19 protein-coding genes are annotated in these 12682 nt (G+C 71.1%); 1 reads left to right on the top strand and 18 read right to left on the bottom strand.

What is annotated here, in order from left to right:
• Nucleotides 1–169 precede the first annotated feature (169 nt).
• The 18 genes from B082_RS0122030 to B082_RS40275 all read right to left on the bottom strand — a co-directional run bounded on the left by B082_RS0122030 (nucleotide 170) and on the right by B082_RS40275 (nucleotide 11552).
• On the bottom strand, nucleotides 170–355 hold the full coding sequence (locus tag B082_RS0122030) for a helix-turn-helix transcriptional regulator (protein WP_018553983.1): 186 nt from the start codon (nucleotides 353–355) through the stop codon (nucleotides 170–172).
• Nucleotides 356–560: 205 nt separating this feature from the next.
• Nucleotides 561–1718 carry a DUF3631 domain-containing protein gene (locus B082_RS0122035; RefSeq protein ID WP_018553984.1) on the bottom strand — a complete coding sequence of 386 codons (1158 nt, stop codon included), beginning with the start codon at nucleotides 1716–1718 and terminating at the stop codon, nucleotides 561–563.
• A complete protein-coding gene (locus B082_RS38170) occupies nucleotides 1715–1906 on the bottom strand; it encodes a hypothetical protein (protein ID WP_078622625.1) in 192 nt (63 codons plus the stop codon). Before B082_RS38170 ends, B082_RS0122035 begins: the two co-directional genes overlap by 4 nt.
• Nucleotides 1907–2064: 158 nt before the next feature.
• Entirely contained in the window at nucleotides 2065–2958 is an 894-nt protein-coding gene (locus tag B082_RS0122040; protein WP_018553985.1) for a bifunctional DNA primase/polymerase, read from the bottom strand.
• On the bottom strand, nucleotides 2955–3158 hold the full coding sequence (locus tag B082_RS39520) for a hypothetical protein (protein WP_018553986.1): 204 nt from the start codon (nucleotides 3156–3158) through the stop codon (nucleotides 2955–2957). The genes B082_RS0122040 and B082_RS39520 overlap by 4 nt, the downstream gene beginning before the upstream one ends.
• A gap of 176 nt (nucleotides 3159–3334) precedes the next feature.
• Entirely contained in the window at nucleotides 3335–3568 is a 234-nt protein-coding gene (locus B082_RS0122055; protein ID WP_018553987.1) for a hypothetical protein, read from the bottom strand.
• A gap of 48 nt (nucleotides 3569–3616) precedes the next feature.
• A complete protein-coding gene (locus tag B082_RS0122060) occupies nucleotides 3617–4099 on the bottom strand; it encodes a hypothetical protein (RefSeq protein ID WP_018553988.1) in 483 nt (160 codons plus the stop codon).
• A gap of 178 nt (nucleotides 4100–4277) precedes the next feature.
• Nucleotides 4278–6287, bottom strand: coding sequence for a plasmid transfer protein TraB (traB, locus tag B082_RS0122065; RefSeq protein WP_018553989.1), 2010 nt, complete (start codon nucleotides 6285–6287; stop codon nucleotides 4278–4280).
• A 65-nt stretch (nucleotides 6288–6352) separates the two neighbouring features.
• Nucleotides 6353–6916: a plasmid transfer protein TraA gene (gene traA / locus B082_RS0122070; protein ID WP_018553990.1), complete on the bottom strand. Its 564-nt coding sequence runs from the start codon at nucleotides 6914–6916 to the stop codon at nucleotides 6353–6355.
• A gap of 15 nt (nucleotides 6917–6931) precedes the next feature.
• A complete protein-coding gene (locus tag B082_RS0122075; RefSeq protein WP_018553991.1) occupies nucleotides 6932–7324 on the bottom strand; it encodes a DUF3307 domain-containing protein in 393 nt (130 codons plus the stop codon).
• A complete protein-coding gene (locus B082_RS0122080; RefSeq protein WP_018553992.1) occupies nucleotides 7314–7799 on the bottom strand; it encodes a hypothetical protein in 486 nt (161 codons plus the stop codon). Before B082_RS0122080 ends, B082_RS0122075 begins: the two co-directional genes overlap by 11 nt.
• Nucleotides 7800–7823: 24 nt before the next feature.
• Nucleotides 7824–8153 (bottom strand): RRQRL motif-containing zinc-binding protein, encoded by a 330-nt coding sequence (locus tag B082_RS0122085; protein WP_018553993.1) that lies wholly within the window; start codon nucleotides 8151–8153, stop codon nucleotides 7824–7826.
• On the bottom strand, nucleotides 8153–8890 hold the full coding sequence (locus tag B082_RS0122090) for a DNA cytosine methyltransferase (protein WP_018553994.1): 738 nt from the start codon (nucleotides 8888–8890) through the stop codon (nucleotides 8153–8155). Before B082_RS0122090 ends, B082_RS0122085 begins: the two co-directional genes overlap by 1 nt.
• Nucleotides 8890–9876: a hypothetical protein gene (locus B082_RS0122095; RefSeq protein ID WP_026250060.1), complete on the bottom strand. Its 987-nt coding sequence runs from the start codon at nucleotides 9874–9876 to the stop codon at nucleotides 8890–8892. The genes B082_RS0122090 and B082_RS0122095 overlap by 1 nt, the downstream gene beginning before the upstream one ends.
• The gene (locus B082_RS0122100) at nucleotides 9873–10163 is read right to left on the bottom strand and encodes a DUF6303 family protein (RefSeq protein WP_018553996.1); all 291 of its coding nucleotides are present in this window, start codon (nucleotides 10161–10163) and stop codon (nucleotides 9873–9875) included. The genes B082_RS0122095 and B082_RS0122100 overlap by 4 nt, the downstream gene beginning before the upstream one ends.
• Nucleotides 10160–10768, bottom strand: a complete 609-nt coding sequence (locus B082_RS0122105; protein WP_018553997.1) for a hypothetical protein — start codon at nucleotides 10766–10768, stop codon at nucleotides 10160–10162. The genes B082_RS0122100 and B082_RS0122105 overlap by 4 nt, the downstream gene beginning before the upstream one ends.
• Nucleotides 10765–11031, bottom strand: coding sequence for a DUF6284 family protein (locus tag B082_RS0122110; protein WP_018553998.1), 267 nt, complete (start codon nucleotides 11029–11031; stop codon nucleotides 10765–10767). Before B082_RS0122110 ends, B082_RS0122105 begins: the two co-directional genes overlap by 4 nt.
• A gap of 395 nt (nucleotides 11032–11426) precedes the next feature.
• Nucleotides 11427–11552, bottom strand: a complete 126-nt coding sequence (locus tag B082_RS40275; RefSeq protein ID WP_267885842.1) for a hypothetical protein — start codon at nucleotides 11550–11552, stop codon at nucleotides 11427–11429.
• Between the two features lie 345 nt (nucleotides 11553–11897).
• Here B082_RS40275 and B082_RS0122120 point away from each other — a divergent pair, with 345 nt between their 5' ends.
• Nucleotides 11898–12656: a GntR family transcriptional regulator gene (locus tag B082_RS0122120; protein WP_018554000.1), complete on the top strand. Its 759-nt coding sequence runs from the start codon at nucleotides 11898–11900 to the stop codon at nucleotides 12654–12656.
• Nucleotides 12657–12682: the final 26 nt, after the last annotated feature.

The following is a 12682-nucleotide window of genomic DNA, read 5'->3' on the forward strand; positions in this document are numbered from 1 at the left end:
AGCTCTTGGAATGCCCCTCGCTGCCGACCCGCCAGCGCACCTCCCATGGCTTCGGCCGGCTCTTGCGTTGACGGATGGACCAGATGACGACTTCGAAGGTGAGTATGTCTCTCCAAAGAGAGAGGGCCCGCCGTGGCGGGCCCTCTCGGAACTTGTTGGTACGGCGGGCTCAGGCGGCTTCCTCGTACTTGCTGAGCCACGCGTCAAGGTCGGCGCGGCGTACGCGGACCTGGTGGTTGGGGAGCTTGATGAGCTTGGGGGCCAGGCCCCGGGCGCGCATGCGGTAGAAGGCGGCGCGGGACATGTTCAGTTCGGCGAGGACTTCGGGGAGCTTGAGCATCTGGGGGCGGGCCATGGGTGCTACTCCTTCGCTCAGGTCGGCTCTATAGGTGCGGTTACATCGGTTACTGCGGTTACACCGCAGGTCAGGGGCCTGTTTTCTGTAACCGATGGGTGAGGTGTAACCGATGGCGTGCGGTTACAGGCGGCGGTGAGACGGGGCGGTGTAACCGACGGTGTTCCGGTTACACCGCCCCGATCGGTTACGGGTGCGTCGCAGGTCAGGAGTCCAGCGGGAGGGGTGTAACCGATGTAACCGGGGATTCCGGGGGCGGGGGGCAGTACCTGTTCCAGGCGTCGGTGAGGTCGTCGCGGTGGTAGCCCTTGACGATCTGTCCGCCGATGCGGAGCGGGCGGGGCGAGATGGGCTTGCTCTTGGCGGTGACGTACTCCTTGAGCGTCTTGGAGAGGGTGCGCGCGTTCAGCGGGCGGCCGTCCAGGTCCCCCCAGGGGGATTCCTCCAGACCGTTGAGCAGGTGCAGGATCTCGACGGTGGAGACGGTGTCCTCGCCGGGGAAGACGTGGTCACGCAGGTCGGTGAGGAGCTTGACTCCGAGCGAGGCGCGGTCGTCCTCGTTCACGGCGGTGACCAGGTCGACGCAGGCTTGCCTGGCCCGGTCGGGCCAGGTTCCGCCGGCCGCGTCGGCGACAGCGAGCAGCGGTTCCCACACGTCGGCGGGGCGGTCCGTGATGCCGTCGGGCATGTCGGGGAAGGCGCCGTCGACGTGGGGACGTACCTCCTTGGCCCATGCGGCGAGTTGATCGCGCAGGGCGTGGCCCTGGGGTTCATGGACGCGGGCTCGGAAGGGTTCGACGCGTTCGTTACGGGCGCGGCGCCGCATGCGGATGATCACAGAGCGCGCCAGGATCGTGTCGGGCAGGGAGCCGAGCCCTCCCATGGCGACCGCGCAGTAGGAGGGGAAGGCGACGACCGTCTGTGTTCCGCCGTCTCCGACGCACCGGTAGGAGACGCCGCTCCTGCGGTGCCCGGCATTGAGCAGGCCGCGCAGATCCTCGTTGTCCTTGGCCTTCGGGCCGAAGACGGTGTCGATCTCATCGAAGAGGATCGTGGGCCGCCCCGCCTCGTCGGCCACCGCACGGAAAAGCGCGGCCGGGGAGGCGTTGACGGCGTGCATGGGGTGGGGGACCAACGTGCTGATGACTTCGAGCGCACGGGTCTTGCCGCTCCCCGGTTCGGGCGAGAGGAACGCGAGGCGAGGTGTGGAGTCGAAGCAGTCGAGCAGGTGGGTGTGCGCGTCCCAGAGGGCCACGGCCACGTAAGCGGCCTCGGCCGGGAAGGCGTTGAAGCGGCGGTGGAAGGCTTCGACCTCATCGAGCAGGGCGGCCCCGTCGGTTGGGGCTGTGGTCGTGTCGGTCATGCGGCGCTCCTGCTCGTTGCGGGTTCGGTGTGGGGGCACTGGCCGATCCGGGCGCGGGTGGTGAGGTCGGTGACGGCTTGGCGCCCCCGGGCCCGCTCGTGGTGGCCGCAGGTGCACAGCCAGTCGGCGATGGGGAGCTGGTGGCGGCCGAGCCCGCGTACGGTCAGGCCGGGTTGGATGCCAGCCACGGTGACCGTGTGCGGGTCAGGGCGGACAGCAACGGGGACGGCCTGGCGGCCGACGACCTTCGGCGCGCTACTGCCGGGGCCCCGTCCTGCCGGTTCGGCGGCGCGGGGCCCGGTGGAGGGCGCGGGAAGGCTTTTCAGGTGAGGGGCGGGTCCGGTGGTCATGCCGCCTCCGGTCGTGGCCGGCAGGTGCGGATGGACCAGGACAGGGCCGAAGCGATGGTGGCGCGGCACTCGGCAGTGGTGAGCCCGGCCGCCTCGCCCTCCTCCTGAAAAGCCGCTTCGACTACGTGGCGGGGGAGGTCTCCCCAGGCCACGAACCGGCCCACTGCCCGGACGGACGCGAGCAACGTGGCGTTGCGCCTGCCCTCCCCGGAGGCCCGGACGGTCTCGCGCTCGCGCTGGAGGGCGGTCTGCGCGTAGTGGTGGGCCCGCAACGGCACGGCGGCGGGCGCGGGTGCCGGGGCGGGCGGTTGGGGGTGTGTGGGGGTGAGGAGTTGCTTGAGCCAGCTGGGGAGGGGGTTGATGAGGGCGGGCCCGTCGGCTTCGTAGCGGTGGCCATTGACGATGCTGCCTGCGGCGACGACGTACCCGCCCCATGCCCGGGTGTCGACCAGCGGGGCCAGGGTTCCGGCGGTGTTGTGGAGGTGGGCGGCGGCGGGGGCGGAGAAGTACAGGTGCTGTCCGCCGCTCGCGGTCCGGATTGTGCGGGTGCGGGGCACCGGCTGCCCGGCGCGCTCGCAGAGCGCCGCGAGGTTCGCCGCGCCGTCAGGCGCGTCCGTAATGGTCTTGGGCTTGTCGAGGTCCACGACGACAAGCCCGGAGGGGCCCGTTGCCAGCCCGATGTTGAACGGGCCGGCGGACCAGGCAGCGCGGATGCGGTCCGGGTCGGTGGTGGCCCGCTGCTCCCACTTCACATGCCCGGTGGCGCAGGTGCCGGTGCGGGGGCAGGTGGTCTCGCCGTGGAGGGCGGGGCGCTTGTCGCCGGGGTGGAGCGGGAAGACGTGCCACCCACGTTCGGCGGCGGCCAGGGCGGCGCGCAGGAGGTCGCTCATGCCGCAGCCCCCGTGTCCTCGGTGGCGGCCAGTCCCGCGAGGAAGAGGCGGTAGGCGTGGGCGGCCTGGTGGATGACGACGCCGTTGCCGAGGATTTTGAGCTGGTCGGAGCGGGACAGGGCCAGGTCCAGGGCGCCGGAACCCGTGCACAGACTGACGTTGCCGCCGACGGGCTGCGCCGGGGTGTCGGGTTGGGTCATGCTGGGTGTCTCCAGTTCTGTGAGAAGTACTGGCAGCAGAGGGCGGCCCCGGACTTTGGCGAGACGGGGGCCGCCCTTGGTCGTGCCGGGGGTTGGTCAGGCGGTGTGGTCGGCGGTGAGTCCGCCGTTCGGGAGCTGGTCGGCGGTGAGCGCGCGAGGGGCGGGCAAGTGGGGGTTCACTGAATGTCCTTTTTGCTGTGCCGGTCGAAGTCGGCTGCGGCCTGTCGGGCGGCGTCCTTGATGCTGGTCAGCAGCTCTTCGACGCGGTCGAGGGAGACGTAGAGCATCCGACTCCCCCCGCCGGAGGTGATCCGCACGGCCACGGCGGGCTCCGGATGGTCGGAGGTGGCGTGCAGGATGACGGGCGCGGCGGTCAGTTTGGCGTGGTCGCTAAGGAAACGGAAGGTCATTGGGCGTGCCTCTCGACGAACGGTCGTGCTCGGGTTAGGTGTCGTCCCTCAGTGGCGGTTGACGGTTTTGGTCCATACGCCGCGGTTGGTGGTGCGGGTGGTGCGCTGGTCCTGGTGGACGGGGCCCTTGTAGTGGTGGTGGTGCTCGGTGTGGGTGGCTGCTTTGGCGCGACCAGCAGCCCGGAGCAGGGAGCCGGCGGCAAGGACCAGCGCGACGGGTCCGCCCGCGCCGACGGCGAGGGCGACGGGGTCGACGTGGCCGAGCGTGAAGAGGACGAGGGAGGTGGCGCCGCCGACGGACAGGGCGGCGACGCTGCCGGCGAGCATCAGGGCGCTGGCGTCGGCGGCCTTCTGGCTCATCGGCGGGCGCCCCGGCTGAGCCACAGGCGGCGTCGGCCCGTACGTGGGGAGTGGGGTGTCGTCGCGGTGCGATGTCGGCGTGTACGCCTCGTCAATGAGGCGGCGGGCGTGGAGGTCGGCTTCGACGGGGGTGAGCGGACGCTCGACGGGGGGCTGTTCAGGCCGGTTCATGGGGAGGGTCCTCCCGGACGGGCCGGGGTCCCGCGCCTGGTCGGGCGGGGACCCTGGTGGGTGTCACGTGTGGGTGTCAGGGCGTGTCAGGCCCGGGTGTCAGGGCGCGTGACACCTGCTCCCGCCTAGGGGTTTGGGTGTCACACGCCCGTGACGGTGTCAGGTGTCACGCCGGGTGTCAGGCTGCTGCGGCGAGGGCTGGGACGATGCGCCAGCGGCCGGTTTGGTTGGTCGGCTGGAGGCGGCCCTCCATGGCGGCGTCGCGGAGGCGGGCGGAGACCCAGGGGCGGCTGTAGCCGTTGGCGTCGCACCAGTCCATGAAGTCCTTCGGTCCGACGACCATCTGACCGGCTGCCTCGAACTCGTTGAGGGCTTGGGCGAACAGTTCCCGTGCTTCCTCCGGGGAGGGCTTGCGGCCGGTTTCCTGGCCGAAGAGCGGGGCGTCGTCGCCCTGCTGCGCGGCGGGGAGGTCGGCTTCGGGGTCCATCGCGGCGTCCTCGGGGTCCAGGAGGGTGCCGGTCTGGATGCTGTCGTCCTGGTCCGGCACGGTGGTCTGCTCCGTCTCGTCGGTTTCAGTGCGGCGCCCGGTGTAGGCGTTGCCGACGACCGCCCTGGCGGCGCCTGCGGTGACGGGGTCGGCGGTGGCGCCGTTGCGGACCGTCCACTGCGCGAGCATTTCCATGACCGGCGCGGCGTCCTGGGTGAACTGCTGCGTGCGGGCGGGGGAGGCGTAGCGGTCGGGGTCGATGCCTCCGGCGACGACGTAGCAGTAGCCGGGCTTGCGGTTGCCCCACGCGCCGGGGTGGGCCCCGGCGTCGATGACCGTGTCCGGGAGGGAGAACCCTTCGTCGCGGGGGTCGCAGCCCAGAGCGATCACGGACGGCAGGGAGGCCCGGGTGCTGGTGGACATCTGGTCGTACGAGGGCCGCTGGAGCGACACGATCAGGGAGCATCCGGCGGACCGGGCTTCCTGGGCGATGCCGGTGAACGCGTCGTCGCCCAGGGCCCGCAGCGTGTTGGCGGCCTCTTCCATCCATGCGACGAGATACGGCATGCCCTCGCAGCCACAAGCCGTGCTGTCCGGCCGGCAGGAGTGCGCAGGGTCGGTCTGGGGCTCGGCGGCCTGCGGGGTCCACTGCCGGTAGGAGTGCTTGCCCAGCCACCCCGTCCGGGCCGGGATCACGTGCTGAAGTGCCTCGACCATGGCTTCGGTTCCGGTGCCGCCTTCCACGGCCCAGTCGTAGGCGGGAAGCAGAGGCCGGAAGTCCTGGAATGCCTTGGGGTCGGAGAGCCACATGATGACGTCGCGGCGGGACAGGATTTCCGTCTGGAGATTCAGGGCGGTGTCGCCCTTGCCGGAGCCGGTGCCCCCGGCGACAAGGAAGTGCTGGGCGTTACGCCCGGCCGCCGGGTCGCCGGGCAGCCACACCATGAGCGGGGCTCCGTCGTCGTAACGGCCGATGACCAGCGGGTCCGTGATCGAGGCGCCGGGCTGGGAGGGGCCCTCCCACGGCTGGGGCTCGGTCAGCATGTCCTTGGGCACGATGACCAAGTCCCCGCGCCGGGCGGAGTCCGGGTCGGGCTGGAACCGCACCGCCGACTGCGGCAGGTCCAGTGCGGACGCGATCCGCATCAGCGCCTTCGCGACATCGTCGGTGGTCTGCTCCCCGCCCTCCAGGGCGAGCGCCGCGGTGACCCGGTTCGGCTCGACCTCGGTCCGGCCGATCATCGCGCGCGCCAGACCGACCTTGGCGAGCAGCCCCTTGTCGGCGGACTCCGCCGGCGCAGCACCCTCGGAGGTACGCAAGGCCATCCGCACGTTCCAGGACAGGGCGAGCACCACCCCGCCCATCAGGTAGGCGTCAGGCAGACCCCCGGCCAGCGGACCGGCAAGCGCGGCAGCGCTCACCCACGCCGACCCGGCCGCCACGGTGATCGCGGAGTGCAGGCGCCGCTGCGCGCTGGTCTCCCGCCCCGCCCACCACGTGGCCCCGGTCAGGGCGACGGCTGACAGGGTCAGCCCGACCCCCGCCCCGACCGAATCGGCCCACAACAGGTGCGCACCCGACCCGGCGACACCGACCCCGGCCACACCGAGCCACGGCGGGAGATGCGGCTGGGCACGGCGCAGGAGGTAGGCCCCGATGCTGCTCCGGGCCGGTGTGCTGTGCTCCCCGAGGTTCCTCATCCCTTGTTCCATCCTTTCCAGCTCGCCTTCCACGTCTAGTCCGTGCGGGTCGGCCCGCCGGCGGCTCACTGCGCGGTCCAGTTCATGCGCGGCCGCTGGGGGCGCTGGGCACGGTGGCGGTGGGCACCGAGTTCACCCTCGTACTCCTGCTGGAACTGGGCGTAGCAGGCCGCGGCGAGCTTCGCGGCGTTGCGCAGCTCGTCGGCCGCGCGCTGCATCTTCCGCGAGACCTTGAACGCGCGGATCTTCGCGCCGCCCATCCGGCCGTCGGGGTCCGGGACCGTGGCGAGGACGGCTTTGAGGATCTCGGCACCCATGGCGACCTCGAAGGAGAGCATCACGGCCGCGGCCCGCAGGGCGTTGCAGTAGTCGCGGATCTGCGCCGGGGAGGAGAACTCCGGGGCGGGGAGCAGGCTCTCCGCGTGCCGACGGGCCCCGGGGGCGGACGCCGACTTGTTGTTGTTGACGGTGACGTTGATCGGCGGGACGAACCCGCCGGCCACCGAGCCGACGAAACCACCGGCTGCCGCTCCGGCGGCGTTCGCGAACTTCGCGCCCTTGCTCTCGGGCGCCGGTCCGCCGCCCGTACGGGGGCGGGGCGGGGCGGTTCGGGTGCTGTTGCTTGCCATGGTGAACCCCTTGTCTCAGGCGGAGAGGCAGAGAGCCGCGACAGTGAGCGCGGCGATATGGGCGGTCTGATCGACGTGGACGGCGTCACCGGCAGCAGCCCAGGACTCCTGGCGGGCCAGGCGCATCCACGCGGCCACCGGCCACCGCCGGTCGATCACCGCATGGGTGGCGCCGATCCACATCAGAGCGGCGGTGGCGGGCAGCAGCGGAAGCCGCCACCCGAGCACGGCCGCGCCCAGCGCGAGCAGGAGACCGCAAACCACGACGTGCGTGGCGGCGTGCGCGATATTCGCCCGCCAACCGGCCGGGCCAGGAAGCGCCTTGTGCCCGGCCTGGTGGTCGCTCTGAAGCGGATAATCGGAGATCAGATGGCCCAGGTAGAGCAGGAACGCGATGTCAGCGAACACGTAACTCCCCTTCGGCGACGGGGGCGCAGAGGTGGGGCGCGGCAGTCGCGATCAGGGCGTCATGGGCGTCCAGCGCGCGGCGTCGGAGGATTTCCAGCTCGTGTGCGTCCTTCGGATGGCGCATCGCGTAGGTGGCCTGCACTGCGAGACGGGCGGGTGCCTGAACCTCTGGGGTGAGGAGCTGGACGCGGACGGCCGGGGCGGTGACGGCGCTGCGGGTGCGGTGTGACTCGTCGCGCAGGGCCTGGACGCGTCCGGTGTCGGCGCCGGTCAGTCGAGCATCCCCGAGTTCCCACATGGCCCGGCGGTGATCGGACAGAGCGACCGCGAGGTCGGTGACGGCGTTGACGGAGTCACGGCGCCGGACGTCGGCGCGAGCGGCGTTACGGGCGGTGTGGGCGATCCGGGCCTGCATGAGCCCGGCGGCCAGGGCCCCGGCAAGGGTGCCGAGGACGGCGATGAGGGTCTGCCACATGAAGGGTCTCCAACGATGGGCGGTTCAACGAGAGGGGGCATCGGCGCAGGGCACGCACATGCCGAGCGAGCGCGGGATGCAGTAACCGGCATCCCGCCGGCAGACGGGGCAGGTGCGGCGGGCCCGCATGGCCGCCGCGAGGGAGGCGGTACGGCCCGGAGTCATGGGCCGTACCGGGCGGGCGAGGTCGATGCGGTAGAGGTAGGCGAGCAGCGGTTCCCGCCGGCGGCGGGAGCGGCGCAGTACGGCGGCGACGTCCTGCCCGCCGGGCCGCAGCCCGAGCGCGCGGAGCTGGCGGCGGGTGGCGTAGCCGTCGGGGGCCAGGCGCCAACGGTATTCGGGGATGGTGGCCATCAGGCTGCCACCACCAGTTCGTGCGGGGTGGGGCGGGCGAGGTGGAGCAGGCGTGTGTCGGGGCAGGGCATCGTGGCCGCGCACCAGTCGTCGGCGATGAAGTTCTGACCGATGTAGTGCGTGTAGGCGGGCGGAATGGCCTCGGTGAGTTCTTCGTGCGTGTCGGTCCAGGTGATGCCCATGGCCCGCTGCATTTCGGTGACGTTGCCTTTGCCGCCGCCCTTGCCGTACGCGGCGATGTACGGGCCGTCGCGCCACACGCCGTGGCGCCAGCCGCGGACCGGGCCCCGGTGCGGCTTGTGCACGGCGACCGGGGGCCGCCAGTAGGGACCGAGTTCGAAGTAGCGGTGACGGATCACCGACAGTCCGAACATCTCCCCGCACAGCAACAAATCCTTGCGTAGCCGGGCGCCTTGGACGTTCTCGATGACGTACGGCACGCCGTACCACTCGCACACCTCTCGCACTTGCGGGATGAGGTCGATGTGGTCGCGGCGGCCCCGGTTGGTGCCCTTGGTCAGGGCACAGGATGCCTGGCACGGCGGGGAGTAGTGGACCAGGTCGAATTCCTGGCACCGCTCCCGCGCCACCTTCAGCGCATCACCCCGCACGAACGTGAACGGATAGGCGGGGCGCGGGGTGATGTCCACGCCGGTCACGTCGAACCCGGCCCGGTAGTAGCCCATCGACGCCCCGCCCGCGCAGCAGAACAGATCCAGCACACGCGGCCGGCGCATCAGAGGGCCACCGCCGAACGGTCGCGCAGTTCCTGGTAGCGGGTGGAGACCCAGCCCACCGACCACCCGCACAGTTCCGCGGCCGTACGGACGGGCGTCCCGGAGGTGTAGGCGGCGGTGACGATCTGGCGGGCGCGGTCCTCGGGGAGCTTGGTGTTCACCGGGCCGCCGGACAGCAGCGCTTCGCGTTCACGGGCCTCACGCCCGGCCCGCTCCTCCTCCTGCCGGCGCTCCGTCTGCTCCCGCTCCAGCCGCTCCCGCTCACGGCGCTGGACGGCCTCGCGTTCAAGGCGTTCACGCTCGGCCTGCTGCTGTTCACGCTCGCGCTCGCGGCGTTCACGGGCCTCCCGCTCGGCACGCTCCCGGGCCTCGGCCCGCTCGCGCTCCTCACGCCGTGCCGCTTCCTCGCGGGCGGTCTGTTCACGGGCAAGGAGGGCTTCGTGCTCACGCTGTTCACGGGCCAACTGGGCGGCGTGCTCGCGCTCCTCACGGGCCCGCCGCTCCTGCGCTTCGCGGCGCTCGGCGGCTTCCTGCTCGCGCTCCTTGCGGTCGGCTTTGAGCTGGGCTTCGCGGGCGCTCTGGGCGGCGGTGATGGCCTGGCGGTAGGCGAGTCCGGTCTCTGCGGTGACGATCAGCAGGAGGGGTGCGACCGCGTGCACGGCCACGCCGACCAGCTCTTTTCGCAGTGCGGAGTCCGCGACGTTCAGGGCGAGGGTCATCGCTCCGGTCATCCACCGCAGCGCGACCGGCCACCGCCCGCCGTGCCCGCCCAGCCGGGCCAGAACAGCGTCCAGGCGCACGACGATGACGACCGCCGCGTCCACGACCAGGGGGAGGATCGGGGCGGTCCAGGTCCAGCCCTGGGGGGTGTGGCGTTCCATCAGCGGGGTGACCGTGAGGACCGAGAACAGCATCGCGCCGCCCACGATCAGCCACGTCCCTACCGACAACGCGCGTTCCGCTGAACGGATCTGAACATCGTTCACGACGCCACCTCCCGCACCCGCGTCGTCGCGATCAGGGAGACGGGCTGGGCAGGGTCGTCGCCCGGGGCGTAGTCCTCGATCCAGTCCCACACCGGGGCGCCGGTGAACGTGTAACCGAGAGCGTCCAGAGCCCGTGAACGGTCCTGAACACTCGGCACCGCGGCCCCCTCGAAGACGTACTCGGGCCACTCGGAGACCAGCCCGCCGTAGATCGCCACGTACAGGCGCCACCGGCCAGTGCTCTGCGCGATGGCCATCTGCGCGGGGAAGGTGTCCGGTGCGCTCACGCCGCACCGCCCTCGGGCCGGGGCGGGTTGGCCAGGCCGGTCAGAGCGGCGATCTCCTCGCCCGTGACGATGGTGCGCTCGTTCATCGCCTCGGCGACCAGGCGGATCTCCCGCCAGTAGAAGGAGATCCGGCGCCGGGCCATGCCGCGCACCTGCCCCCACGACCGGCCGCCGGCCGGAACGCTGGTGCGGCCCAGACGGTGCCCGTGGGCGGCGAGGACATCGACGGCCTGTTCCCGGTCGTGCACGGCCGCGCAGGACAAGGCATGCTCCGGTGTCCACAGTCCCGCGACAAGCAGGTACTGCACCTGTGCGACCGAACCGGCCGCACACATCGCCGCGTACTGCCACGCACCGACGTTTCCCACGTTCAGCGTCGTGGACCCGGTCAGCCCCCAACCGTCCTCGCCGACGCTCCAGGACATGACCTCGCTGGACACCACGTGGATGCCGTAGGCCATGGCCAGCACCGCGTGCCCGGCCTCGTGGAACACCGTCCCCAGCCGAGCCGACCCGTAGTCGAGACCCGAGTCGACGTTCGGCTTGGCAGCGCCCCGGTGGTCCAGGAGCAGTTCCGGCTTTGGCGCGGTCTGTACGGCGCTCACGCGGCACCGCCCGGCTGCACCGTGGCGGTGCGGTTGGTCAGGTCGCGGCGGGCGGCCATGACCCGGTTCCGGGCCCGGCGAACCCGCCGCATGTCCAGCTCGCTGACCGGGCGGTCGAGGGTCATGATCTGCGCGTCCAGCAGCTCGACCTCCGCCCGGATGAGCGGCATCTCGTGCTCGATCGCGTCCAGCTCGGCGGCCGGCGGCTCGAAGTCGAGCGAAGCGGCCGTAACACGGTCCTGAAGTGCAACGATGGGGATCATGGGTCGTTGTCTCCTAGCGGTAGGACGGCCCAACAGCACCCCGGAGTAGCCGCTCCGGGGTGCTGGCCGTTGGGTGAAGAGCCACCCGAGGGGGTGGCAGTGCCCCGGGCCGGATTCGATCCGGCGGCATCACGCCGGGTCCGGGGCGGGGTTCAGCGGCCGGAGCCGCCGGAGGAACGGCGGTTGGCCTCGCTGACCTTCTTCGACAGCTCTTCGCGTTCCTGGTCTGTCAGACTGCTGATCACAGGTGCCTCCTAGACAGGTGCCTGTATCGCGGCACCCCGGTTGCCCCCGGGGTGCCGCCGTGGTTCCGGACCCTCCGGCTCCCCTCAACCTCGCCCGTACAGCACCGCGCTCGGCGGGCCGGACGGACGAGGGAGGCAACCGGCCCCAGCTCAGCGGCTGCGGGTGGTCAGATGACGCGGTGGGCGCGGCCGTACCGGCCGGTCCAGCAGGTACAGCGCCCGCTGTCTTCGTCGCTTCACGTCGGCCTCCAACGGCACGGACATGGCGTACGGCATGGTTCGCGATCTTTGCCCTTGTCTCACCGCACGGACGGGTTCACCGGCCCTGAACGGGCCGGGAGGAAGGTGCTTGCTACCTCGTGCGGCAGGGCCTGCGGCTTGTCGCAGATGCCTGTCGATCTAAATTTCACTGTTCAGTTCTCAAGGAACAGGGCTTCCTTCGGGCTCACTCCCGATGCCGGGACCCTCCGGGCGCTCTTGTTGCAGACACAGATGTGCCGGGTGCTCTCCGTTCGTTCGATCCGACCGGCGGGCACATCCCTAAGGTTCCCTAGGGTTCCCTGCGGTGTCAAGCAGTAAGGTAGGGAACCTCAGGGATGTACACGCGAAGGAGCAAGCGAAATGGCAGGCCAGGCCGACAATCGAGCCCCTTACGCAAAGATTGCCGCTCACTACTCAGAGCTGATCTCATCCGGCGAGCTGCGGCCGGGGGCGCTCCTGCCGAGCATCAAGAACCTCGCCGAAGAGTGGAAGGTCAGCACCGCCACGGCGGAGAAGGCCCTGCGGAAGCTGCGCAGCGAAGGGCTTGTCCGAGGCATTCACGGGATCGGCACTGAAGTCCTGGACCAGCCTGGTCCGATGTCCTCGGGGGCCCAGCGGCAGGACCGCGGACGCCGTACCGGGTCCAGCTGGGGGACGGGCGAACGATCCGACTCGCACCAGGCGGCCATCGTGCCGGCGCCCGCTGACGTGGCGCAGGCCCTGGACATCAAGCCCGGCTCGAAGGTCGTACGGCGTAGCCGGGTGTACCGGGACCGGCACGGCATCGTCGCTCACAGCACGTCGTGGATCCCCGCCCGGTACGGGAAGCTGGTGCCGCAACTGGCAGAGAGCGAGCGGCTGATGGGGGGTACGTCGCTTCAGCTCATCGCGCAGGCAACCGGCCACCCGATCACCCGGCGCATCGATACGGCATCGTCCAGCCGTCTCACGCCGGAGCACGCGCGGCTCCTGGAACTGGACCCGGAGAACCCGCCGGCCGACCCGGTGGTAGTGATGACCGCGAAGTTCCTCGACAGTGAGGACACCGTTGTGGAGTACGGCGTCGACCTCGGTGCCCCGGGGCGTACGTGGCGCACTGAAACCGAGGTCACCCTGTGACCGGTGAGAGCAACGCACCCGCGAAC

This window comes from Streptomyces sp. ATexAB-D23 (assembly GCF_000373645.1).
Taxonomy (GTDB): Bacteria; Actinomycetota; Actinomycetes; order Streptomycetales; family Streptomycetaceae; genus Streptomyces; species Streptomyces castrisilvae.